Annotated in this window: 28 protein-coding genes, 1 pseudogene and 1 other annotated feature; of the genes and pseudogenes, 25 read left to right on the top strand and 4 right to left on the bottom strand. The window is 32.0% G+C overall.

Annotated elements, in window-relative coordinates; translation table 11 throughout:
* Positions 1-18: 18 nt before the first annotated feature.
* Genes BO51_RS00145 through BO51_RS00135 form a run of 3 tightly spaced genes read right to left on the bottom strand, consistent with a single transcriptional unit; the run spans position 19 to position 2,631 of the window.
* Positions 19-786: an ABC transporter ATP-binding protein gene (locus BO51_RS00145; RefSeq protein WP_496482972.1), complete on the bottom strand. Its 768-nt coding sequence runs from the start codon at positions 784-786 to the stop codon at positions 19-21.
* Entirely contained in the window at positions 752-1,657 is a 906-nt protein-coding gene (locus BO51_RS00140; protein WP_496482971.1) for an ABC transporter permease, read from the bottom strand. Before BO51_RS00140 ends, BO51_RS00145 begins: the two co-directional genes overlap by 35 nt.
* Before the next feature lie 2 nt (positions 1,658-1,659).
* Positions 1,660-2,631, bottom strand: coding sequence for an ABC transporter substrate-binding protein (locus BO51_RS00135; protein WP_496482970.1), 972 nt, complete (start codon positions 2,629-2,631; stop codon positions 1,660-1,662).
* Between the two features lie 50 nt (positions 2,632-2,681).
* Positions 2,682-2,920 (bottom strand) — a binding site (T-box leader).
* Between the two features lie 115 nt (positions 2,921-3,035).
* Here BO51_RS00135 and BO51_RS00130 point away from each other — a divergent pair.
* The 25 genes from BO51_RS00130 (at position 3,036) to BO51_RS00010 (ending at position 25,279) form a co-directional block, all read left to right on the top strand.
* Positions 3,036-3,626: an HD domain-containing protein gene (locus BO51_RS00130; RefSeq protein WP_496482969.1), complete on the top strand. Its 591-nt coding sequence runs from the start codon at positions 3,036-3,038 to the stop codon at positions 3,624-3,626.
* Between the two features lie 103 nt (positions 3,627-3,729).
* Complete coding sequence (locus BO51_RS00125; RefSeq protein ID WP_496482968.1) at positions 3,730-4,437, top strand: hypothetical protein; 708 nt, start codon at positions 3,730-3,732, stop codon at positions 4,435-4,437.
* 25 nt (positions 4,438-4,462) lie between these two features.
* The gene (locus tag BO51_RS00120; RefSeq protein ID WP_496482967.1) at positions 4,463-4,639 is read left to right on the top strand and encodes a hypothetical protein; all 177 of its coding nucleotides are present in this window, start codon (positions 4,463-4,465) and stop codon (positions 4,637-4,639) included.
* An 82-nt stretch (positions 4,640-4,721) separates the two neighbouring features.
* A complete protein-coding gene (locus tag BO51_RS00115; protein ID WP_496482966.1) occupies positions 4,722-5,480 on the top strand; it encodes an ABC transporter ATP-binding protein in 759 nt (252 codons plus the stop codon).
* A gap of 1 nt (position 5,481) precedes the next feature.
* Positions 5,482-7,032 (top strand): permease-like membrane multi-spanning protein, encoded by a 1,551-nt coding sequence (locus BO51_RS00110; protein WP_496482965.1) that lies wholly within the window; start codon positions 5,482-5,484, stop codon positions 7,030-7,032.
* A gap of 10 nt (positions 7,033-7,042) precedes the next feature.
* Positions 7,043-7,687 carry an HAD family hydrolase gene (locus BO51_RS00105; RefSeq protein WP_496482964.1) on the top strand — a complete coding sequence of 215 codons (645 nt, stop codon included), beginning with the start codon at positions 7,043-7,045 and terminating at the stop codon, positions 7,685-7,687.
* 158 nt (positions 7,688-7,845) lie between these two features.
* Positions 7,846-8,766, top strand: coding sequence for an aspartate carbamoyltransferase (gene pyrB / locus BO51_RS00100; protein WP_496482963.1), 921 nt, complete (start codon positions 7,846-7,848; stop codon positions 8,764-8,766).
* Positions 8,767-9,192, top strand: coding sequence for an aspartate carbamoyltransferase regulatory subunit (locus tag BO51_RS00095; RefSeq protein WP_496482962.1), 426 nt, complete (start codon positions 8,767-8,769; stop codon positions 9,190-9,192). It abuts the gene before it with no gap.
* A 5-nt stretch (positions 9,193-9,197) separates the two neighbouring features.
* Complete coding sequence (locus BO51_RS00090; RefSeq protein WP_496482961.1) at positions 9,198-10,412, top strand: dihydroorotase; 1,215 nt, start codon at positions 9,198-9,200, stop codon at positions 10,410-10,412.
* Complete coding sequence (gene pyrF, locus BO51_RS00085; RefSeq protein WP_496482960.1) at positions 10,402-11,271, top strand: orotidine-5'-phosphate decarboxylase; 870 nt, start codon at positions 10,402-10,404, stop codon at positions 11,269-11,271. The genes BO51_RS00090 and pyrF overlap by 11 nt, the downstream gene beginning before the upstream one ends.
* Positions 11,252-11,986, top strand: a complete 735-nt coding sequence (locus BO51_RS00080) for a dihydroorotate dehydrogenase electron transfer subunit (RefSeq protein ID WP_496482959.1) — start codon at positions 11,252-11,254, stop codon at positions 11,984-11,986. The genes pyrF and BO51_RS00080 overlap by 20 nt, the downstream gene beginning before the upstream one ends.
* Entirely contained in the window at positions 11,979-12,884 is a 906-nt protein-coding gene (locus BO51_RS00075; protein WP_496482958.1) for a dihydroorotate dehydrogenase, read from the top strand. Before BO51_RS00080 ends, BO51_RS00075 begins: the two co-directional genes overlap by 8 nt.
* 2 nt (positions 12,885-12,886) lie before the next feature.
* The gene (gene pyrE, locus BO51_RS00070; RefSeq protein WP_496482957.1) at positions 12,887-13,447 is read left to right on the top strand and encodes an orotate phosphoribosyltransferase; all 561 of its coding nucleotides are present in this window, start codon (positions 12,887-12,889) and stop codon (positions 13,445-13,447) included.
* A gap of 81 nt (positions 13,448-13,528) precedes the next feature.
* Entirely contained in the window at positions 13,529-14,743 is a 1,215-nt protein-coding gene (locus tag BO51_RS00065; RefSeq protein ID WP_496482956.1) for an NAD(P)H-hydrate dehydratase, read from the top strand.
* A gap of 22 nt (positions 14,744-14,765) precedes the next feature.
* A complete protein-coding gene (gene alr, locus BO51_RS00060) occupies positions 14,766-15,935 on the top strand; it encodes an alanine racemase (protein WP_496482955.1) in 1,170 nt (389 codons plus the stop codon).
* An 88-nt stretch (positions 15,936-16,023) separates the two neighbouring features.
* Positions 16,024-16,254 carry a hypothetical protein gene (locus BO51_RS00055; RefSeq protein ID WP_496482954.1) on the top strand — a complete coding sequence of 77 codons (231 nt, stop codon included), beginning with the start codon at positions 16,024-16,026 and terminating at the stop codon, positions 16,252-16,254.
* On the top strand, positions 16,251-16,601 hold the full coding sequence (locus tag BO51_RS00050) for a type II toxin-antitoxin system PemK/MazF family toxin (protein WP_463261366.1): 351 nt from the start codon (positions 16,251-16,253) through the stop codon (positions 16,599-16,601). The genes BO51_RS00055 and BO51_RS00050 overlap by 4 nt, the downstream gene beginning before the upstream one ends.
* 110 nt (positions 16,602-16,711) lie before the next feature.
* Positions 16,712-17,188, top strand: coding sequence for a hypothetical protein (locus BO51_RS00045; protein WP_496482953.1), 477 nt, complete (start codon positions 16,712-16,714; stop codon positions 17,186-17,188).
* Positions 17,181-17,954 carry a GNAT family protein gene (locus BO51_RS00040; RefSeq protein WP_496482952.1) on the top strand — a complete coding sequence of 258 codons (774 nt, stop codon included), beginning with the start codon at positions 17,181-17,183 and terminating at the stop codon, positions 17,952-17,954. Before BO51_RS00045 ends, BO51_RS00040 begins: the two co-directional genes overlap by 8 nt.
* A 14-nt stretch (positions 17,955-17,968) precedes the next feature.
* A complete protein-coding gene (locus BO51_RS00035; protein ID WP_496482951.1) occupies positions 17,969-18,916 on the top strand; it encodes a PIG-L deacetylase family protein in 948 nt (315 codons plus the stop codon).
* Between the two features lie 11 nt (positions 18,917-18,927).
* Positions 18,928-21,135 (top strand): polysaccharide pyruvyl transferase CsaB, encoded by a 2,208-nt coding sequence (gene csaB / locus BO51_RS00030; protein WP_496482950.1) that lies wholly within the window; start codon positions 18,928-18,930, stop codon positions 21,133-21,135.
* Positions 21,136-21,139: 4 nt separating this feature from the next.
* Complete coding sequence (locus BO51_RS00025; RefSeq protein WP_496482949.1) at positions 21,140-21,904, top strand: WecB/TagA/CpsF family glycosyltransferase; 765 nt, start codon at positions 21,140-21,142, stop codon at positions 21,902-21,904.
* 11 nt (positions 21,905-21,915) lie between these two features.
* Positions 21,916-23,889 (top strand): transketolase, encoded by a 1,974-nt coding sequence (gene tkt, locus BO51_RS00020; RefSeq protein ID WP_496482948.1) that lies wholly within the window; start codon positions 21,916-21,918, stop codon positions 23,887-23,889.
* A 92-nt stretch (positions 23,890-23,981) separates the two neighbouring features.
* Positions 23,982-24,803, top strand: coding sequence for a Cof-type HAD-IIB family hydrolase (locus BO51_RS00015; protein ID WP_496482947.1), 822 nt, complete (start codon positions 23,982-23,984; stop codon positions 24,801-24,803).
* An 8-nt stretch (positions 24,804-24,811) separates the two neighbouring features.
* Positions 24,812-25,279, top strand: a complete 468-nt coding sequence (locus BO51_RS00010) for a tRNA (cytidine(34)-2'-O)-methyltransferase (RefSeq protein WP_496482946.1) — start codon at positions 24,812-24,814, stop codon at positions 25,277-25,279.
* Between the two features lie 181 nt (positions 25,280-25,460).
* Here the strand turns inward: BO51_RS00010 and BO51_RS00005 are convergent.
* Positions 25,461-25,597, bottom strand: a pseudogene (locus BO51_RS00005) (IS110 family transposase); the annotation flags it as partial.

Here is a 25,597-nt window from a genome sequence, read left to right as displayed (position 1 = left end):
TATTATTTACCCAACGGGCTATGATGCAAACTTTTCTTTCAATTTTTCTTTATATATATCAAAAATCTCAGATTCCTTTATATTTAAACTCGGCCTGTCAAATACAATTTTACCACTATCAAGCATTATCATTCTGTCAGAGTATCTTAAAGCATCTCTTATGTTATGTGATACCATTAAAGTAGTTATTTTATTTTTTTGTATCAATTCTTGAGTTTTTTCTAATACTAAAGCTGAAGCTTTAGGATCTAAAGCTGCAGTATGCTCATCTAATAATAACAATTTAGGATTCTTCATACAGGCCATTATCAAGGATAAACTTTGTCTTTGACCGCCAGAAAGAAATTTCACTTTCTCATTAATTTTGTTTTCTAAACCGATATTGAAAGATTTTAGGATTTCTATATATTTATCTTTTTTCTGTTTGCGAATGAGTTTATTTAGATTGAAGCTTTCTCCTTTTTTGTCTGCTAAAGCTAAATTTTCTAAAACAGTAAGATTTAATGATACAGACTTTGAAGGGTCTTGATGCACTCTGCTTATGTGTACTGCTCTTTTTTCTTCTGCTTCATCTGTTATATCAATGCCATTTAATATTATATTTCCATTATCGGCTTTTTCATTTCCAGAAATTAAATTTAGCAAAGTTGTTTTCCCACACCCATTTGGGCCTATTATAGCAGTGGTAGTATTTGCTTTAATTTTTAAATTTAATTCTTCAAAAACAACTAATATATTGTCTCTATCTAGATTAAAGCTCTTTTGCAACTTTTTTATTTCCAACATATCTTTTTCCTCCAATCTTATTTTTTAATTTTTTAATATTTATCTGAGATGCAAAATTATTATATGAAATAAACAATATAACAATTATTGCACTGATGGCTCTTAAATCTGTAGGATTTAAACCTAGCTCAATGGCTATTGCACCTATAAGCTTATATACACATGCACCTAATATTGAACGAGTAGTTAATTTAAATAATGAAGAATTTTTTCTTATACTGTCTCCAATAATGACTGATGCTAATGCAGTGACAATTATTGAGTTTCCCATGGTAATATCAGCAAATCCTTGATATTGAGCCATTAAACTTCCACTTAGCGCAACAAGACCGTTTGAAAGCATAAGGCCCAATGCCTTAAATGAATCGCTGTTTTTACCTATCGATTTTACTAAAGTTTCATTATCTCCTGTAGCAATCAATAAATATCCAATTTCAGTCTTTAAAAATATATCCAACAATATTTTTACCACTAATGCTATCAAAAGAGCGAAAACAATAGTTGATGTATTGCTGAACAATGTTTGGTGGTTAAAAAGCGCGACATTGGCTTTTCCATTTAATCTTAAATTAATCGAATAAAGTATTGTCATAGTAAGTATCCCTGACAATAGGGGTTTTATCTTTAGCTTTATATATAAGAAAGATGTTATGCCTCCAGCTAAAACGCCAAATATAAATGACAAAAATGTAGCAATATAAGGATTAAAACCCAGTATAGCAAATTTTGCAAAAGCAAAAGCACCCAATGAAAAACTTCCTTCTACTGTTAAATCTGCTATGTCCAGTATTTTATAGGTTAGCATTACACCCATTGCAAGGACTGCAAATATAAGCCCTTGCTCAATAGATGTTTCTAGTAAATTGATCATTTTTATATCTCTCCTTCTTTGACAGCTACAGCATCTTTGAATGCGTCATTATTTAAATCAATGTTTAAAAGCTTTAAAGTGTTTTCATTGTATACAGTAGATATAGTTTTAGCTTTTTCTACAGGGATATCTGATGGAGTCAAGCCATCTACTAGTATTTTCTTTGCCATTGACGCAGTTTGTTTACCCAATTCATAGTAGCTAATTCCTTTAGTTATTAGCAATCCACCTTTTACATGTGCTTCTTCAGCTCCAACAGAAATTATTTTGTTTTCATTGAGTTTTTGAGAAATAACTGTTATAGCTGAAGCTATCATATTATCAGTAATTGCATAGAAACCATCTATATCTTTAACCAGTGAATCCATAGCTTGTGGTATTTCATTTATATTTGAAACGCCCTTTTCAACTATTTCGAGATTTAATTCTTTAGCTATAGCTTTTGCATTGTTTATTTGAATTTCAGAATTATTTTCACTTGTGTTGTAGAGAATGCCTATTTTTCTAATATCTGGATTTAATTGCTTGAATATTTGGAGCTGGTCTTTAATTGGACTTTCATCGCTTGTACCTGTAAGATTGGTATTAGGTTTATCTAGTGATTCTACGAGTTGACTATATACTGGATCTGTTACAGCGCTAAAAAGAATTGGTATATCTTTAGTTGCTTGCTTAGCGCTTTGAGCAGCAGGAGTTGCTATAGCATAGATTAAATCTACATTATCATTTGCAAATTTTTGTGCAATGGATAGTGATGTTGGGATATCACCTTGTGCATTTTGATATACTATTTTTACATCAACATCCAATTCTTTAAGTCCATCTACAAAACCTTCTCTTGCCGCATCCAATGCAGGATGGTCTGCTAACTGTACAATGCCTACTGTAATTTGATCTTGATCATTTGAAGTGCTGCAAGATGTCATTAGAAGAGTCAATGCAAGCAATAATGCGATAGACAAATTTTTTTTCATTTCTAATTCCCCCTTTATAAAATAAAAAATCTCTCGTTCCTATATAAATATATAGGGACGAGAGATATCTCACGTGGTACCACCCAAATTGTGACAATTGTCACCACTCTTATTCAGACCTAACAGTCCTATTCCATGTAACATTGGAAATACGAATTTGTCTACTTAGAAAACATTTCAACAAATTAGCTTGGGAGTGTACATTGTCTCAGGATATTATCGGATTCCACCAACCTCCGACTCTCTTTAAATATCTCTTTGAAACACTTCTCTCCGTCAAAGCTTTTATGTATTAAATACATCATAAAGTCATTTTGTTGTTTTGTCAAGCGATATTTTAAAATTTTATTATTTTCAATAATATGTTAATATATTAATAAAACAATAAGAAAGAGGCAGATATGATGAATGAGAGATTGCTTAAAGATATTAATTTTATCGTTGAACTTGATAAGATGAAGAGCATTTACAGGAGGACTGAGGTAATAAATGAAAGGAAAAAAGAAGACGACGCCGAACACTCATGGCATATTGCTATCATGGCTATGGTTCTTCATGAGTACAGCGATGAGGAAATAGATTTACTTAAGACCATAAAAATGCTTCTAGTACATGATTTAGTTGAAATATATGCTGGCGACACATTTTGCTATGACAAAGTATCAAATGGAGATAAAAAAGATAGAGAAGAGAGGGCAGCAGAAAAGATATTTGGCTTATTAGCAGAAGATAAAGGGGAAGAATTCAAAGCTTTATGGGAAGAATTTGAAGCTATGGAAACCCCGGAAGCTAGATTTTCAGCATCTATGGATAGACTTCAACCCATGTTAAATAATTACAATAATGGCGGAGGCACATGGAAAGAATATAGCGTTTCAAAAAAAGACATATACAAGAGAATTGAACCAGTAAAATATAGCTCTAAAGAACTGTGGGAATTTGTTTTATATATGTTGGAAGATGCTTACAATAAGGGATATATTGTAAAAGATTAGTAGTGTACCAAGTTGTTTGAGCTATAAATAAAAATAATCTTAATTATGATCATAATGGGTAAAGGTATATAAAGAGTTATAAATAAGGTAGGAGGAGTTTATAATGATTAAAAATAGAAGTTATTTATTCGTTGTATTTTTAATGACAATTCTTTTACTAACAGGATGCTCTAATAATCAATCAGAAGAGGAGCTTGCTAAGAGAGATGAAGAAATAAGTCAGTTAAATGCAAAAGTTGAAGAATTAAACAACAAAATTAAAGATTTGGAACAAAAATTAGAAGAAGCTGACAATATGGAGAAATATAAAAACAATGAAGTGTTGCTAAGAGCAATTGAGACTGTAAATTACCTAAAAAACAAAGATATGGAAGGTTTAGCAAGTGTTGTTCACCCATTAATGGGTGTTAGGTTTACACCATATGAATATATAGATTTACAAAATGATTTGGTTTTTACAAAAGATAGAATTGCTACCTTCTTAGACGATACTCAAAACTATACATGGGGATCATTTGACGGATCAGGAGAACCTATCATCATGACCTTTAGTGAGTACTTTGATAGATTTATATATGATGTTGATTTTGCAAATGCTCAGATGATAGGCAATAATTACTCAATTGGAAAAGGGAACAGCCAAAACAATATATCGGAAGCTTACCCAGATGCATATTATATTGAATTTCATTTCCCAGGGTTTGAATCTGAATATGAAGGCATGGATTGGAGAAGCTTAAGACTTGTCTACGAAAAAATGGACGGAGTATGGTACTTAGTTGGTATAGTACACGGAGAATGGACCATATAAATCGCAATGAAATGGGGGAATATCAATGTTAGGTGGATTTTTAATCGGAATATTAGTAGCTTGGATTTTGTCGTTTTTTGGAATTGATAGTATGATAATTCAAGGGTTAAATGAACTTTTTAAAATAGAGATTACGAGTGCTGGGTATTATACATTATTTGCTCTAATTGGATTAGTTGGTGGAGCTATTAAGGATAAATAATTTTAATTATGGCAATGATTTGTTAAAAATTTATTTTAGCAGTATAATGAACTAGTAAAATAAATTTATGGAGGATATTTTTATGGAAACATATGTAAAGTCAGTTAATTTATCAAAGAAGTTTGGGGATTATCTCGCAGTTGACAAGATTAATTTAGATGTTAAAAAGGGCGAAATATATGGATTCTTAGGGCCAAATGGAGCGGGTAAAACTACTACTATTAGGATGCTCACAGGTACTCTAAAGCCATCGGAAGGCGAAGTTTACATTTGTGGATTGCCTCTAAAGGATAAAGAAATTGAGATAAAGAAAATGATAGGAGTCATTCCAGATGAGCCCAAATTATATGAAGGCTTGAGAGGAAATGAATTTTTAGATTTTATAATCGGAATTTATCAGCTAGATAAAAAAGAAACAATAGCAAAGTTAGAAGAACTAACAAATGCGTTTGGTGTAGATTATTTAAATGATTACATTGGCGATTATTCTCATGGGATGAAACAAAAATTGATGTTAATTTCAGTGCTAATGAGAGAACCAAGAGTGATGTTTTTAGATGAGCCTACAGTAGGCTTAGATGCAAGATCAGCAAGACTACTAAAAGATTTACTTACTAAGATTGCTCAAAAAGGTTCTACCGTATTTATTACTACACACGTGCTAGAGATTGCTGAAAAGATGTGTGATAGAATAGGGATTATAAATGAAGGGAAATTAATTGCAGAAGGCAACTTAGAGGAATTAAGGGCATTGAGTAAAGAAGGAAACACAAGTCTTGAAGACCTTTTCTTAGAATTAACAGGCAACGAGGATGTAGTTGACATAGTGGAGGCACTTTAATATGAGAGAGTTTTTACTATTAAACAAATACGCATCTAAAATTACAAAACCCAATAAGAATAGCAAGATAAGCTATACTGGTGCTTTAGGATGGGTTATATCAATAATTGTAATGCTTTCCATTACTGTCCCTTTAGGATTTGCCTTTTACGAGATCGGCAAGGCTTTTATGATTCCGCTGTCTAGTATAGGTTTAGATTTTGATGGGTATTTATTTGACATTTATATGTTTATTTATCCGCTCACATTTGGGCTTATGGCTGTATTAACATTGGTGCCAAGTATGGTATTTAATATATATGAATCAGAGGATTTAGAGTTTTTATTTACATTGCCAATTAGAAAATCAAGTATTTTTATATTTAAATCCCTTATGGGATTGTCAATGGGAATGATTCCACTTGCAATGCTTGTTGTAGTAGGGATATCATATGCTCTATTACTAAAAGTAAATATAGTTCTTAGCATCATAGCTATACTACTTTTTATAGTATTTTTGCTATTTTTATCATTATTGTTAGGCTCGTTTTTTGCTAGGATAATGACAAAATCAAGTGCTAAAACTATTTCACAAATATTTTTATATGTCAGCATAATCGGCTATGTAGTACTAATGAATTTAATTCCTAAACAGATGGAAGCCTCACCTCAAGACATATTAAATAGTTTTAACTCATTCTTTGGAATAATTCATGGGGATTATTCGTATTTGTTGCCAATAAATTGGTTTATGTATCTTGTGAACTTAGACATTAGAGTTTTCGGGATAGTTATTTTAGCAATATTCATTTTGGGATATTTTATATATAAGAATTCTAGTCATTTTGCATTAGAAAGTGGCAGAGGTAAAACTAAAAAAGCTAAGGGAGTCAGTGTTTCAAAACACCCTGTAATAAACAAAGAATTGAGATTGACTTTTAGAAATCCTCAGAATTTGTTTGGCATTGCTTATGCCATTATATTTCCAATAATTATGCTATTAATAAATAAACAATTTTTAAGCGGGGCTATGTTTGTAGCTTTATTCGCATCAATGTATACATCAAATTTAAGTATGCAATTGATGAGTGTTGAAAGAAAAACATGGCCACTTATAATACTCTTACCTGTTGATGACAATTTTATACTTAGGGTTAAAGCGCTGATTCCTACTGCGATATACACATTAGTATATTTAATAGTTTTAATAGTTTCATATTTTGGAATCGGATTAAATCCTATAATGTTTTTAAGTATCATCCCAATGATCGCAGTATTGTTATTTTCATCATATTTTGGATTATATATATTTTTAAAGGATCCTAACAGAGACTTTAATGGTCCAGCAGTAAAACTCAACTTTAGAGAGAGCATATCAATACAATTTACATCCTTTTTATTTGGATTAGGCTCAATAATACCATTTGTAATGTTAGATTACATTGATAAAAATACAAAATTATGGTTCAAAGCTATCGCATGGTTTGGTCCTTGGCTAATTTTGATAGTCACAGTAGCTATTACCATTAGGGTTGTAAAATCAGCTAAAAAAGCTTTGCTGAATTGGGAATAGAGGTGATTTATTGAAGGGATATTGTTTTGATTTGGATGGCACATTAATTGATTCTATGTGGGTATGGGATAGATTGCCTTATGATTATCTATTGTCTAAGGGGATAAATCCTCCCGAGAACATTAGAGAACAGTTAAAGCCATACAGTCTTAAAGAAGCGTCATCAATTATAAAAGAAGAGTTTAATTTAAAGGAATCTGCAGATGAAATTAATTTTGAGATGGAGAATATACTTAAACGCTTTTATGAGAACAATGTAGAGCTTAAGGATGGGGCTTTAGAATTACTTCAATATTTAAAAGCTAACGGGTCAACATTGTGTTTAGTCACAGCTACTGAAGAGAAACTTTTACTTCCAGCAATTAAGAGATTGGGGATTTATGAGTATTTTGATTTTATTCAAACTTGTGGCAATGTTGGATTTGAAAAATATGACATCCATTTTTTTAAAATTTTAATTGATAGATTGAAATTGGAAACCAAAGATGTATTTCTATTTGAAGATGCGCTACATTCTATGGAGACAGCTAAGAAATTGGGAATAAAAGTAGTAGCTGTAAAAGATCCATCAAATATTTCAGATTGGGACAAAATAACTAGAGTTGCTGATATTGCTGTAGATAATTTGTCAAATTTGAATTTTGATATTTTATAAATAGTTGTTGATAATTATCTCAGACTATGATATTTTAAAATAAATAAATACCTTTAATCTAATCCAGAGAGGTTAGAAAGGAGAGCGGACGAGCCTTCTTATAACTTAATAGAAGGCTTTTATTCTAGCGCATCCTTCAGGTAAAAAGGAGGAGTAAAATGTTAAAAGGAAGAAATCTAGTAGACCCAGATGACTTTACTTTGGAAGAATTAGAAAGCATCTTTGAATTAACTCAAAAAATAATTGAAAACGAAAAGGATTTTAGCGACATTTGTCATGGTAAAATCCTAGCTACTTTATTTTATGAGCCTAGCACGAGAACTAGATTTAGCTTTGAAGCCGCCATGCTTAGATTGGGTGGCCAAGTAATCGGTTTTTCGGAGCCAGGCTCTTCTTCTGTAGCGAAAGGAGAGAGTTTAGCGGATACATTGAGAACTGTTGGTGCTTATGCAGATATTATAGCCATGAGACATCCAAATGAAGGGGCTCCAATTCACGGAGTAGAGTATTGCCCGGTTCCACTGATAAACGCAGGAGATGGTGGACATCAACACCCTACTCAAACTTTAACAGATTTATTCACGATTTTAGATGCACACAAGAGATTAGACAATCTCACAATCGGCTGTTGTGGAGACTTAAAATTTGGTAGAACAGTACATTCACTTCTGAAAGCAATGTCTAGATATGAAAATGTAGACTTTGTTCTAATTTCACCTCATGAATTACAAATCCCCGATTACTTAAAAGAAGATTTGAAAAGAAAAAACATAAATTTTAAAGAAGAAGAAAGACTTGAAAATGTCATTGACAAATTAGACGTTCTCTATATGACAAGAGTTCAAAAAGAAAGATTTTTCAATGAGGCAGATTACGTTAGACTAAAAGACAGCTATATATTGGATCTGGAAAAATTAAAAAATGCAAAAGAAAACCTTGCTATACTACACCCACTCCCAAGAGTAAATGAAATAAAAATAGAAGTTGATGATGACAAAAGAGCTTGGTATTTTAGGCAAGTTAAAAATGGCATGTTCGTAAGAATGGGACTTATTGCAAAGCTATTGGGGGTAAGATAAATGCTAGAAATAACAAGTATAAAAAAAGGAATTGTCATAGACCATATAAGACCAGGAATGGGGCTAAAAATATTCGAATATTTAAAATTGGATAAAGCAGATTACACTGTGGCTTTGATAATGAATGCATCAAGCAAAAAATATGGGAGAAAAGACATAATAAAGATTGAAAATACAATAGACATTGACTTGAATGTATTAGGATTTTTAGATCCTAACATCACTGTTAATATAATAGAAAATGAAAAAATAATTGATAAGATTAAATTGGCTATGCCTGAATACGTTGAAGACATAATAAAGTGCAAAAATCCTCGATGTATAACTACTGTAGAAAGAGAAATAACACATAGATTTAAGCTAGTAGATGAACAAAATGCAACTTATAAATGTGTGTACTGTGATCATATATACAAATGGGAGTAATTCAAATGCTCATAAAAAATATACGGTTGGTCGACGAAGGAAAAGATTTTTTTACAGATGTATTGATAATTAACGATAAAATAGTTCAGCTTAATAAGTCAATTGAAGCAGATGGCGAAAAAGTCATCATTAATGGAGAAAATCTTGTATTGATGCCATCTTTCATAGATTTGCATGCTCATTTTAGAGACCCTGGATATGTTTATAAAGAAGACATTTTAACTGGTAGCAGAGCTGCGGTAAGAGGTGGATTCACTTATGTAAATTTAATGGCAAACACCAATCCAATTTGTTCAAATGAAAAAATAGTTTCTTATGTATTAGAAAAAGCTAGGAATATTGGATTGATTGATGTCAATCAAACTCTTTCCATAACAGAAAACTTTGACGGAGTTACTCTAAACCATTTGGATAATATTTCTAACGCAATCAAAGTAATATCCGATGATGGCAAGGGAATAAAGAGCACAAAAGTTATGTATGAAGCGCTCATTAAAGCAAAAGAGAAAGATTTAGTTGTATTGGTACATTCAGAGGATGAAGAAATATCAAAGATCGACTATAGACTAGCAGAGAATTTGGAAACAGTTAGGGATATATATTTGAATAAAAAAATAGGTGCAAAACTGCATTTAACCCATGTTAGCACAAAAGAAGCCATTGATGACGTAGAGAGAGCTAAGAAAGCCAATAATAATGTAACATGCGATGTGACACCTCATCACATCGCATTATGGGATAATGATTATAGGGTAAATCCGCCAATTAGAGGAAAAGAAGATGTAGATAGACTAATAAAAGCCATAAGAGATGGAGTGGTAGATGCAATAGCAACTGATCATGCTCCTCATAGTGTAGAAGACAAACAAAAAAATGCTCCGGGAATGGTAGGGCTAGAGACTGCATTTAAAGTGGCTTATACGACTTTAGTAAAGCCAAATCATATTGATTTAAAAAGACTTTCCGGTTTATTGACTTATGGGCCTGCAAGAATACTGGGCTTAGAATACGGAAGATTAGAAAACGGAAGTAAAGCTAATTTTGTCATAGTAGATCTTACTTTAGAATCTACTGTGGATTCAAACAAGTTCCATTCAAAATCAAAGAACACTGCATTTGAAGGTATGAAATTTAATGGCGAAGTATTAATGACCGTCAAAGATGGCGATATAAAGTACATCGATGAAGATTTTAAAAAGGAGAGATTTTGTGGTAATTGATAAGCTCTATAAGAGAGTTGAAGAAAAGGGATGTGTATGCGTAGGACTAGATACTGATACTGATTATATACCAACTCAAATTAAAAACAAATATCAGGATATTGATGAAGTTGTATTTCAATTCAATAAAAGGATTATTGATGCTACTTATGACATTGTAAGCACGTACAAATTACAAATAGCATACTATGAAGCTCTAGGTGTAAAAGGATTGATGGCTTACTCAAAGACTTTGAAGTATCTAAAATCAAATGACCTAATTTCAATAGGGGACATTAAGAGAGGAGATATATCAACTACAGCAACTATGTATAAAAAAGCACATTTTGAGGGTGAATTTGAAGCTGATTTTGTTACATTAAATCCATATATGGGATTTGATAGTATTACTCCTTATTTGGATAATGTAGCAAATGGTGACAAAGGGATATTTGTACTTCTTAGAACTTCAAATCCAGGGGCTAAGGATATAGAATATTTGAAGTGTGAAGATGGCAGAGAAGTTTATTTTCATGTAGGAGATAAACTTTATGAATTATCAAACAAATATTTATCTTCATGTGGATATTCACCTATAGGAGCTGTAGTAGGAGGGACTCACACTGATGAAGCGATGGAAATAAGAAATAGATATGATAAAATGTTCTTCTTGATTCCAGGATATGGAGCACAAGGAGCTAAAGGAAATGATGTAAATTTATATCTTAAAAATCGAAACGGTGGGATAGTTAATTCTTCAAGAGGGATTATTATGGCACATAAAGGCAAAGAAGATGAATATGAAAATTTCAATCAACATATTAGAAAAGCAGTATTTGACATGAGGGAGGATATTGGTTTTGAAAGAGGCAAATATTAAATGCAAGGTCGTAAAAAATGTAGAAATTGCTAGAAATATATATGAAATTACTTTGCAAGGTAATATTTCAGGAATCCCAGGCCAGTTTTACATGGTAAGGGCATGGGAAGCTCTTGATCCTTTCCTATCAAGACCTCTCAGCATATCAGATATAGAAGGAGATACCATCCGCTTCGTATATGAGGTAAAAGGAAAAGGTACTAAAGAATTGTCCTCAATGAAGACAAATGAAGAAGTACAATTGATGGGGCCTTTAGGCAACGGTTTTACTGTAAAAGAGAATATGAGATCTGCGGTAGTTAGCGGAGGAGTAGGTATAGCTCCAATGATTTATTTGCTTAAACAGAACCATAAAATGATGGATATGTTTGCTGGTTTTAGAGAAGAACCATATTTAATCGATGAATGCAATGTTCATTCTAAAAACTTGTATGTTGCATCAGAAAAAGGTTTAGGTGGGATTAAAGGGTTCGTAACAGAGCTAATAAATGTTGAGGATTATGATGTTATATATGCTTGCGGACCTTATCCTATGTTAAAAGCACTAGCTGACGTTAATAAAGATAAAGCTATACTTTATGTATCAATGGAAAAATATATGGCTTGTGGCATAGGAAGTTGTTTAGGATGCACAATCCAAACAAGACGTGGAATGCGGAGAGTTTGTAAAGACGGTCCAGTTTTCGAGGCTAAAGAGGTGTGTTTTGATGAATAGCAATGTAGAGTTTTTAGGGATAAATTTTAAGAACCCCGTAATTGCAGCTTCAGGAACTTTTGGCTATGGTAAAGAGTATGATGAATATTTTGATATAAGCGTATTAGGTGGAATTTCCACAAAAGGATTGACATTGCATGAAAAGATCGGAAACTTTGGAAGGAGAATATATGAGGCCCCTTCAGGACTTATGAATAGCATTGGTTTACAAAATCCAGGTGTTGATAGATTTATTCAGGAGGAACTTCCCTTTTTATTGAGCAAGGACATTGTGATATTAGCAAATTTAGGAGGTGGAAGTATTGAAGAGTACATTTTAGGAGCTATGAAATTAAATGAAACAGACATACCTATTATAGAACTCAATATATCTTGCCCTAATGTAAAAGAAGGTGGAATGGCTTTTGGCATTGATGAAAAAATAGCCTATGATGTAGTCAAAGAAGTAAGAATGGTGACAAATAAAAAATTGGTTGTAAAACTTTCACCAAATGCTAATGATATTTCTAAAATGGCACAAGCTTGTGTAAAAGCAGGTGCAGATGGATTGTCTTTGGTTAATACTTTCAATGCACTTGCGATTGACATATATAAGAGAAAACCTATATTCAATAATATAACAGCTGGGTTATCAGGGCCATGTATTAAACCTATTGCGTTACGAATGTTATATGAAGTAAAAAAAGCAGTCGATGTGCCACTCATAGGAATAGGCGGAATAACAAACTTTGAAGATGCAATTGAATTTATCATGGCGGGAGCGGATTTAATACAAGTAGGCAGTGCTAATTTTAGGGATATATACGCTTCAAAGAAAATTGCAGAGGGAATTGAAGAGTTTATGGCGAAAGAAAAAATAAGCAGTTTGAAAGAAATTAAAGGGATTATTGGAGGTTAGCGATGGAGATATTAGATCTACTGATTGAAACTGGAGCTGTTTTAGAAGGACATTTTTTATTGTCATCAGGTAAACATAGTGACAGGTACATACAATGCGCAAAATTGCTACAATACCCAGATAAAGCTGAGATTGTAGTAAAAAAGATAGTTGAAAAAATAAATGATCTGGATATAGATGTTGTGGTTGGTCCAGCTATGGGCGGCATAATCGTAAGTTATGAAATCGGAAGACAACTTAGTAAGCCTGCTATATTTACAGAAAGAGAAGACAATATAATGAAATTGAGAAGAGGATTTGAGATTGTAGAAGGCCAAAAGGTACTAATTGCAGAAGATGTTGTAACAACTGGAAAATCTTCATACGAAACTATTGAAGTAATTGAGGGCTTAGGTGGGAAAGTCATTGGAATCGCAGCAATTATCGACAGAACAGTAGAAGAGATAAATCTACCTATATACTCTGCGCTTAAATTAGAGGCAAAAGTATATGACGCTGATGACTGCTATTTATGCAAAACTGGTTTACCTTTAGTAAAACCAGGAAGCAGAAAGTTTAAATAAACTTAATATTTTGAAATATTGAATAACACCTCTTTTAATTTAATAAAATAGGTGTTATTCTATTATTGTGGAGATGATATTATGCTAACTGGAATTGATATAATAAACAATGAAAGAATTAAAAAGATCTTAACAGAAAAAAAAGATTCATTTTATAAAAAAGTTTTCACGGAGAACGAGTTAAATTACATTAAAGAGAAAAAAGAATCCATAGGTACTATTGCAGGATTATTTGCTGCTAAAGAAGCTGTTTCTAAAATGATAGGTACTGGTATAGGTGAAATTTCATGGAAAGATATTGAAATAGCACACAATAGTGAAGGAAAGCCATATATATGTGTAAATAGGAAACTTAAGCAAATATTTAGTTTGTTGGGAATTGAGGATATAGATATATCTATATCGAACGAAAAAGAGTATTCAGTTGCTACAGCTGTTGGTCTGACAGGTAAAAAAACTAAGGTTGAAATACCTGTAAACATGCCATATAGACTCAATAGAAGAAATCTTGATTCACATAAAGGGGATTTCGGCAAAATTGGAATTATTGCTGGCAGCACTGGCATGACTGGAGCATTATATTTATCTTCATTTTCTGCTTTAAGAAGCGGAGCAGGACTTGTATATGGATTGGTTAATTCATCTTTTATAAACAATGCAGGCATTGTACCGACAGAGGTAATACTAAGAGATATTGAAACGTATGTTTCTAATAAAATAGATATAAATGTATTTTCATCATTGCTAGTTGGTCCTGGATTAGGTATTGGGTATAAGCAATTGACTCACACTAATTATTGCATAAATAATTTTAAAAACACATTAATATTGGATGCAGATGGTCTCAATATTGTATCAGATGATTTAAATATCTTGAAAGAAAGGAGTGGTAAGACAATAATAACACCACATCCTGGAGAGATGTCTAGATTGATAAATAAAGACATTAAGTACATAAATGTGCATAAAGAAGAATGTGCCGTTAATTTTTCTAAAGAGATGAATGTGATCACAGTACTAAAAGGATATGAAACTATAGTGACAGATGGCAATAATGTTTATAAAAACTATTCAGGGAATCCGGGAATGGCAACGGCTGGTAGTGGAGATGTTTTAGCTGGTGTGATCACTTCTTTTGTTGGACAAGGATATAGCCCTTTTGACGCTAGTGTAATGGGAGTTTATGTACATGGACTTGCTGGTGATTTAGCTAGAGAAGAATTTGGGGAATATGGAATGATTGCAAGAGACATAATAGAATATTTGCCAAAGGCAATTAATTGTATAATAAAATAATATTGTACTGGAGATGCATAAAATGTTAACAAATCACAGGGAAACTTTTATTGAAATTAATTTAGATAATGTTGAACACAATTTCAATGAGATAAGGAGAATTGTGAACAAGTCAACAATAATAATGCCTGTAATAAAAGCAAATGCTTATGGACATGGGTCAGCAGTATTGGCTAAAAAGTATTTACAAATTGGTGCAACTAGATTTGCAGTGTCAGTATTAGATGAAGCAATTGAACTTAGAAGAGAAAATATTGATGTCCCTATTTTATTGCTTAATTACACTAATCCAAGTAGATATGAAGAAATTTTATTGTATGATTTAATTCAAACTATATATAGATATGAAGATGCGAGAGAATTATCCGAAAAAGCTATGGGCTTAGGGAAAACCGCAAAGATTCATATCAAAATTGACACCGGAATGGGGAGATTGGGATTTTTACCAACAAAGGAATCTATTGACGAAATATTGAAAATAAGCATGCTACCTAATGTGCAAATAGAAGGTATATTCACGCATTTTGCGAAGGCGGATGAAAAAGATAAAGCTGAGACAATAAAACAATTTGACAAGTTCATGGACATAGTAAACAGTTTAGAGCAAAGAGGATTGTTCTTTGAGCTTAAGCATGTTTCTAATTCCGCGGCTATAATAGACATGCCCGAATATAATCTCGACATGGTTAGACCGGGAATAATTCTATATGGACTCTATCCATCAGACGAGGTAAATAAGGATAGAATTAATTTAAAACCAGTTATGACACTCAAGTCGATGATATCAAATATAAAATTAGTTCCTGAAAATACGGGCATTAGCTATGGACACAGGTTTATAACAAATAAGCCTTCCAAAATTGCAACAATTCCAATTGGATATGCGGATGGATACACGAGGCTGCTCTCAAACAAAGGAAAAGTTTTCTTTAAAGGCAACTTAGTTAATATAGTAGGCAATATTTGTATGGATCAACTTATGTTAGATGTCACAGGAATACAGGATGCAAATATTGGAGATGAAGTAGTTTTGTTTGGAGACAAAGACGAAGGATATCCTCATGTCGATGACATTGCTAAATTAATAGGGACAATCAATTATGAGATCACATGCATGATAAATAGGCGGGTTCCAAGAGTTTATATGGAAAATGGGGAAATTGTCGATATTGTAGAATATTTGACAGATTGATATAACTATTGACATAGTTTTTATTAAAGTTATATAATCATCATGTAACAATATTTTATATCTCTAAGCCTATAAGGGGGTGGATTTCTTGGCACAAGTTAATTTTGGACTTCCAGTAATATTGAGTGAAAATGACATCATGTTTAAACAACTACAATCTTTATGCAATAACGGTTGCAAATGTAAGAAATATCAAGAATTTATAAAAGCTTATGAGGAGGTCAGCCAAATCAACTTAACCCTTGCTGAAATAGGCATTGAGGAGGATATGATTGACTTGATGTATTATGAAATAAACTTGGGGCATGAATTTCTATGATAGTTAAAAGAGGAGAAATATATTATGCAGATTTAAGCCCTGTGGTTGGATCTGAACAAGGTGGAGTAAGGCCTATACTTATAATCCAGAATGATGTTGGAAATAAGTATAGTCCTACTGTGATAGTAGCAGCAATCACATCTCAAATTAATAAAGCGAGGCTTCCTACCCATGTAGAGATAACTGCCCAGGATTTTGGTTTGCCGAAGGACTCTGTGGTGCTGTTAGAACAAATTCGGACTATTGATAAAAAAAGGCTTAGAGAAAAAGTCGGAAAATTTGATGATGATATGATGAAAAAAATCGATGAGGCATTAAAGATAAGTGTTGGGCTTGGAGATTACTAACAAATTACATATTTTAGCAATAATAAGCACTTTGAATAGTTTAAAGTGCTTATTATTTTTGTCCATATATAGTATAATGAAAATTGATAATTAATAGAGGGGTGTTTTAAATGAAAACCAAAAATAAGTTAATTATATTTACTATGACAGGAATTATGGTGGGCAGTGGTTTATGTATGAGCCTTGGTAATATTACTAGCTTAGCAAGTGCTGGTTCTGAAAGTGATCCGTTGATAACTTTAAGTTACTTAGAACAAAGAATTTCAGAAGTTAAAAGATATGTTGATGACAAGACAAGTAGCTCAAATAACTCTAATCTGAACAAACTAGAAGTAATAGAGCTTAAAAACGGACAAAAGTTAATTGGACGTGAAGGAACAGAGATTATATTGAGAAGTGGAAAAGCAACTGCAAAAGTTAGCGATTTAGGCGGAATTTCTGATGTCACAGATGGAGTCGATCTTAAAGAAGGAGAGAGCATACCTAAAAATCACCAATTGATAATTCCTAGAGATGACGGAAGAGGATTAATTATAATACAAGACTCAACTTTTGTTCTAGTTAGAGGTGAATATATAATTGAATAAGAACAATATTCACTTCGAAGTAAAAATGACGAGTGAAGTCTCAAAAGACGATCAACTATCATTTCTAGAACTCTTCAATTTTATTTTCAAGGAAGATATGAATAGCTTATGGTTTGATTGGAAATACAGACAAAACATCTATGGTGATTCTATTCACGTATTTGCATATGATGACATAAAATTAATTGGAATAAGATGTTTCTGGAGAAATGATTTAAACAATCAGATTTCTTATCAGCCATGCGACACTGCAGTATTAGAGGAATATCGTAAAATGGGGATATTTTCTCAGATGAGTAAATTAGCTTTAGAAAAGAGCAAAGGCTCGTTTATATATAATTTTCCAAATGAAAATTCTCTTCCTGCTAATTTGAAGTTAGGGTGGCAGATATATAAAAAAAGATACCTTACTTTAAGCCTTAAGGAAAATGATTTGAAAAATGAAGAAGATTATATAGATGAAGAATATTTGAAATGGAGATTTATCGGGAATCCAAACAATAAATACTTTTATTCCAACGGGAAAGGACTTTCTTATTTGCTATTAAAGAGGGAAAATGGCATCTACTATTATTTAGGTAATTTCAATCCAGCATACAATGATCATTTTGAAAGGTCTAGCTTTGGGATGATATTTAAGTATGTAGATGAGAAGACCCTTCTCTATAATATATTTAAAAATAAGAGCGTTACAGTTTACTATGACAACAGATTAGACTCAAAAGCTCTTCCCAACATCCCAATGAATAAAGCAGACTATTTTTAGATGAAGGTGATATTTTGAACAAGAGCAAATTAAAAAAAATGCTAAAAAAACCAATGAATATTATTAATAGAATTTACACTAAGTACGTGTATTTTAGATATCCCAAAAAAGACATGTATGACGTAGATCATTTAATGGGATTAAAAGATAGAGTAATTGTATTTGCACCTCATGTAGATGATGAGACTATTGGTTTGGGGGGTACATTGTTTAAATACAAAGAAAAGTCAGATGAAGTTTATATAGTGTATTTAACAGATGGCAGTGGAGCAACTACTGAACTCAGCGAGAAGGAACTGATAAGTAAAAGAAGAAGTGAAGCACAAACTCTTAAAGAAATTTATGGCATAAAAGAAATTATATTTCTAGATTATAAAGATTCGAAATTAGACTATAGAGATGATAGACTAATTCGTGATTTAAAGGGAGTTATCGAAGATATAAAACCTACTATAATATATACTCCATTTTTAATAGACTCGCATATAGATCATTACAATACTACATTAGCTGTTGTAAATGCCATGGAAAACATAAACACTCTTGACAAAAATAATTTGAAAATACTATGTTATCAGGTAAACAGCCCGATTATGCCTGAATTAATCACAAATATAACAGCTCTTACAAAAGAACAATTTGAAAATAAAAATAGAGTTTTTCGAGTTTTTACATCGCAATGGGCTATGGGTTTTAATGTTTTTATATTGATCGATGAGAGGCAGACAATTTATTACAAGAAGGGTGTAGCAGCTGAGCTATTTGTCAAAGCAGACTTAGATTCACTAAGTATAGCTTCAAAATATCTTATAGAGAATGGATATAATCCTTTAGATTATGTTCAAGTGAGCAGTGAATTTAATTTAATAAAAGCATTTAGACATAACAAAGATAAAAAGAGAGAGTTTAGCAACAAAATTGCAGAGATTCTCTTCGGAAAGGAGGGAGGCTCTGCTAACTAGAGCCATTTAGCTTGAAAGTATTGCATTTGATTAGCGGAGGAGATAGTGGAGGCGCAAAGACTCATATCATATCTTTGTTAAAAGGTTTAAGCAAATCGATAGATGTTAAATTGATATGTTTCATAGAAGACTCTTTTTATCAAGATGCTTTAAAAGAGGGAATAAATATCGAAGTATTTCATCAAGACAAGAGATTTGATTTATCAGTAGTAGATAGGTTGGAAATTGAAATAAATAAAGAAAATTATGATATAATTCATTGCCATGGGGCTAGAGCCAATTTCATAGCTACATTTTTAAAACGTAAAGTTAAAAAACCATTTGTTACTACAATTCATAGTGACTACAAACTGGATTTTAAAGATAATTTTTACAAAAGGCTTGTATATACAAACCTGAATAGAATTAGCTTGAAAAAATTCGATTATTATATTGCTGTTTCAGATACTTTCAGAAATATGCTGATAGATAGAGGATTTAGGCGAGATAAGATTTTTGTGACATATAATGGAATAGATTGCGACAAAGACGAGGAGTTTGTTTCAAAAAAAGAATTTTTAAAAAGATACGATATCGATTATGATGAAGACGATGTATTTATAGGCATTTTAGCTAGATTAGACAAAGTCAAAGACCATATTACATTTGTAAAAGCAGTTAACGAAGTATTAAAGAGTCGAAAAATCAAAGTTCTAATTGCTGGAGAAGGGCCTGAAAAAGAAGAATTAGAAAAGACAATAAAAGAGTATGGAATAGAGAATGATGTTTATTTGTTAGGATATATAAAAGATGCTTATTCTTTTATAAATGCGATTGATATAAACTGTTTGTCCTCTATTAGTGAGAGTTTTCCTTACACTATACTCGAAGGGGCTAAATTTAAGAAGCCTGTGGTCACCACAAATGTAGGTGGCATAAACAAACTTGTGAAAAATGGCGTAAATGGATTTTTGATAGAAGTTGGTGATTATTTAGATTTAGCCGATAAAATACTTTACTTAGCCAATAATAGTGAAGAGAGAACTAAAATGGGTCAAAGGCTGCATGATGATGCTTGTGAAAAGTATTCTTATGATTCTATGGCACATAATCACATAAATATCTACAATCATATTTTGAGCTCTGCTCCAAAGGTATTGATGTCAGGGTATTTTGGATTTGATAATAGCGGAGATGATGCTATACTTAAGGCTATAGTTAATGACTTGCTTGAATATGACGATAGCTTAAGAATCAAAGTTTTATCTAATAATCCAGACAAGACTGAAAATATGTGTGGAGTATTTTCTGCAAATAGATTTAAAATCAGAGAAGTAATTTATTCAATCAAAGAAACAGATTTATTAATAAGTGGTGGAGGGAGTTTACTGCAGGATATAACTTCTACTAGATCTCTTTTGTATTACTTGGCTTTGATGAAATTAGCATTAATATACAAAAAACCTATATTTGTATATGCAAATGGTATTGGGCCAATAAATAAAAAAATAAATAGAGTGCTAACACGAAGCATTTTAAATAAAGTGGACTACATTTCTTTAAGGGATAATTTATCCAAAGAATATCTTGATGAATTAGGTGTAAAAAATAACAACATAAAAGTTACAGCAGATCCTGTGTTCACACTGAAACCATCTGAAGAAAATAAAGTGATGGAGATTTTAAGAAATGAAGGAATACCTTTAGATAAGCCAATTGTAGGCATATCAATCAGAAGATGGAAAGATGATGAAAAAGTACTGATAGAATTAAAGAAAACTATAGATTATTTGATAAGCAAGAAAAAAGTAAATGTCATATTAATACCCATGCATTACAAAGAAGACTTTGATATAAGTAAACGCTTATTAGAATTGACAAATTTTGAAGGATGCTTTATTCTTAAAAATGAATATCCTGTAGAAAATTTATTGGGTATAATTAAAAAAATGGACTTGATTATATCAATGAGATTGCACACTTTAATATATGCGGCTTCTCAAGTGACACCTATGATTGGAATTGTATATGATCCAAAAGTAGAAGGATTCTTGAAAGAACTAGAATATGATTATTATGTGACTGTACGGGATATAAAATCAGAATATTTAATTGAGTATATCGAGAAAATATATACTGATAAACCTGCGATTGTAAACAAAATGTCACAAAAAAGAGAAAACCTAATAAAAATGTCTAAAGAAAATGTCGAATTGGTCTATAGCTTGTTGGGAAGGTGAATTGATGGATAGAGTAAATTTCTTTGGAATACATGTTGAAGATACAACTCTAGAGGATATTAGCAAGGATTTAGAAAATGCATTATTGAACAAGAAAAAAACAATTGTATTTACGCCTAATACTGAAATTGTGATGATGGCTAAGAAAAATGAAAATTTAGTCAGACTCATAAACTCAGCTGATCATGTTATTCCAGATGGAATAGGATTAATCTATGGAGCTAAGATAAAAGGAATTGATTTAAAAGAAAGAGTCACTGGATATGATACCTCTATAAAGCTGCTGGAAATAGCCAATGAACATGGGCTTGGCCTATACTTACTCGGTGGAAAAGACGGAGTAAGCAAAGATGCTTTTGAGAATATATTAAAGAAATATCCCAATATTAGATTATGCGGATATCATCATGGATACTTTAGTGGTTCACATACAGGAAATGACAATTCTTTAGAGGAAAAAGAAGTGATAGAGGACATAAATAGATCTAAGCCTGATATTGTATTTGTTGGATTTGGATTTCCCAAACAAGAAATATGGATAGATAAAAATAAGGATAAGATTGATGCAACAGTTATGATAGGCAACGGAGGGGTTATTGATGTGCTATCAGGAAGAGTTAATAGAGCACCTGATGTATTCATCAAATTGAACTTAGAATGGTTTTATAGACTGATTAAAAACCCTTCTAGAATAAAGAGACAAATATATTTACCTATGTTTTTAATAGAGGTAATATTTGATAAAAATGCTATAAATGAGTTAAATTAGGAGGAGATTTTATGAATATTGATCAACTATGCGTAAACACAGTTAGAATGCTAGCTGTAGAAGCTGTAGAAAAAGCAAAATCAGGACACCCTGGGATGCCGTTAGGCGCAGCACCTATGGCATATACTTTATGGGCAAAAGTTATGAATCACAATGGTAAAAATCCATATTGGATAAATAGAGATAGATTTGTTTTATCAGCAGGTCATGGGTCTATGCTACTATACTCATTGCTCCATTTATTTGATTATGGGTTGACTATTGATGATTTAAAAAACTTTAGACAACTTGATAGTCTAACACCTGGGCATCCTGAATACGGACATACAAAAGGTGTAGAGGCAACAACTGGACCATTAGGACAAGGCATATCAATGGCCGTAGGAATGGCAATGGCTGAGGCTCATTTATCTAAAATATTTAATAGAGATAAATACAATGTGATTGATCACTACACATATGTGATAGCTGGAGATGGAGACTTGATGGAAGGTGTAAGCAACGAAGCGTCTTCTTTAGCAGGGACATTGAAATTAGGAAAGCTCATTGTACTTTATGATTCGAATTCCATCTCAATAGAAGGTAGCACTAAGATAGCATTTACAGAAAATGTAAGAAAGAGATATGAGGCATTAGGATGGGAAACACTTTATGTTGAAGACGGAAATGATATAGCAGCTATAGAAAAAGCTATATTACAAGCAAAGAAAAATTTAAGTCAACCTACATTAATTGAGATAAGGACACATATAGGTTATGGCACAGAAAAAGAAGACAGTGCATCTGCACATGGCGAGCCATTAGGAGAACATAACATTGAAGTGCTTAAGAAAAACTTAAATTGGAATTATCAACCATTTGAAGTGCCAGAAGAAGTAAAAAATCATTTGAAAGAAGTGTGCGACAACTTAGCAAACAAAGAAAAAGAATGGAATGAAATGTATAAAAAATATATGGATGATTATCCAGAACTGGCTAAAGAGTTAAAAGCTTGGTTTAACAAAGATATTCCTATTGATTATTTGGATTCAGATGATTTCTGGAGTTTTGAAAAGGATCTATCAACAAGAGAGGCATCGGGAATATTGATTAATAGATTAGCAGATGTAATTCCTAATTTTATAGGTGGCTCTGCAGACTTAGCTCCTTCTACAAAGACATATATGAAAAATAGAAAAGATTTCTCTCACGAAGATTATACGGGCTCCAATATTCATTTTGGAGTAAGAGAACATGCAATGGGAGCTATATTAAACGGGCTTTCATTACATGGAGGAGTTAGGCCATTTGGTGCTACATTCTTTGTTTTCTCTGATTATATGAAACCAGCAATGAGGCTATCATCTATGATGAAACAACCAGTCACTTATGTATTGACTCATGACAGCATTGGAGTAGGAGAAGACGGGCCAACTCATCAACCTATTGAACAATTAACTGTATTCAGAGCACAACCTAATTTTATTGCTTTTAGACCATGCGATGCAAGAGAAACAGCTGCGGGATGGTATACTGCAATAAAATCAACAGAAACACCTGTAGGATTAGTTCTTTCCAGACAAACTCTTCCTTTGCTAAATGGAACTGGTAAAGATGCATTAAAGGGAGGATACATCCTAAGAAAAGAAACAAAAAAACTCAAATTAATATTAATGGCATCAGGTTCTGAAGTGAATTTAATTTACAAAGCAAGCGAATTATTAGAGGAAAAGGGAATTGGAACTAGGGTAGTAAGTATGCCTTCATTTGAACTCTTTGAAATGCAAGAAGATGACTACAAAGAAAAAGTTCTTCCTTCTAATGTAAGAGCAAGAATTGCTGTAGAAGCTGGTTCATCATTAAGCTGGTATAAATACGTTGGGCTAGATGGCAGAGTTATCTCTATAGACAGCTTTGGAGCTTCTGCGCCTGCAGATAAGTTGTTTGATAAGTTTGGGCTCAATATAGAAAATATAGTTGAAAAAGCATTAGAACTAGTAAAATAAAGGGGAGGCCTTTTGGCTTCCTCTATTGATGTAATAAATTTATATTTAATATTTCTAATAATTGTGTTATATTAAATATTCGGAGGATGATTATGAGTATAAAATTAGTTGCCATTGATATGGATGGCACATTGTTAAATGATCATGGAGAGGTAAGCAGTACAACAATAGAGACATTAAAAGCCGCTCAAAAGAAAAATGTAGAGATTGTTATTTCAACAGGAAGAGTTTTAAAGTCAGCTCTATATTTTGGGGAAAAATTAGGGTTAAAGAGTTACACCATAGCTTCAAATGGTTCAATTATAACAGATAGAGATTTAAAGATTATATATAATTCTCCTATAGATAAACAAACAATTAAGACAGTTGTGGAGGTTGCGAAAGAAGAGAATATTTATTTTCATTTTTACAATGAAAATACTTATTTCTCAAATAAATATATAAAAGAAATTGACAAATATTACAATTCATCTAAAGAAAGATTAAAGGGGCAAAACATCAATTTTGTACTCTTCGATGATGTAGATGAAATATTAAATCAAAAAGATATAAATATATATAAATTTTTATTCATTGATGATGATTTAGATAAATTAAATAAAGTAAGAGAAAGATTAGGGAAAATTGGAGGAGTTAATTTATCTAAAAGTGGAATAAATAATATTGAACTAACTAGAAAAAATGTTACAAAAGGCGAGGCATTGCAATATGTTTCCAATTTACTCGGCATTGATAAATCAGAGATCATGTCAATAGGAGATAATGACAACGACATTTCTATGCTAGAAAAAGCTGGTATTTCAGTTGCTATGGGCAATGCAGAAAGAACGATAAAAGAAATTGCTGACTTTGTGACAAAAACAAATAATGAAGATGGAGTAGCATATGCATTTAGAAAATTTATATTAGAATAGGTGATAAAATGGCGTTAAATATAGTGTTAGTTGAGCCAGAAATACCTCAGAATACTGGCAATATATCTAGGACTTGTGCTATAACTAAAACAAGGCTTCATCTTGTGAAACCTCTTGGATTTTCTGTTGACGATAAGCATTTAAAAAGAGCGGGGCTTGATTATTGGGATTTGCTTGAAATATATTACTATGATAGCTTTCAAGAATGCATTGCAAAATACAGCGACTATCCTTTTTATTATTCTACAACTAAAGCAAAAAAAATCTATACAGATTTTAAATATGAAGATGAATCTTTCTTTGTCTTTGGAAAAGAGACAAAGGGGTTGCCAGAGGATTTAATATATAAAAATATAGATAAAGCAATAAGAATACCCATGAGGGGCGACTTAAAAAGGTCACTAAATTTATCTAATTCAGTAAATATAATTTTGTATGAAGCGCTAAGACAGTTAGGTTTTCCTGGATTGGTGTAGAATAAAACTAAAAAAAGACCAGCTAATTAAAGTCAATAGATTTTAGCAAAATAATATTAAATATTTTTTGAAAAATTAATAATAAAAAAATGCACACCTAATAAACCAATGATTATTGGTTTAAAAAACGAAGCTGTTATTTAAAATTGTTCTTTGAAAACTAAACATTAAATACAGATCATTAGGCTACTGAAGACCTAGTAAGAAGTAGTTCCTCATGCTCTTCTGGGGTTCTTAGCTCAAAAGGCTTTTTGTCTCTCATGACGGCGAATATAATATTTACTAATTTTCTCATTACAGCACCTAATGCAACCTTTT

It is taken from the genome of Soehngenia saccharolytica DSM 12858 (assembly GCF_059568515.1).
The sequence above is the reverse complement of the archived record's forward strand: the minus strand, read 5'-3'. Positions and strand labels throughout refer to the sequence as shown.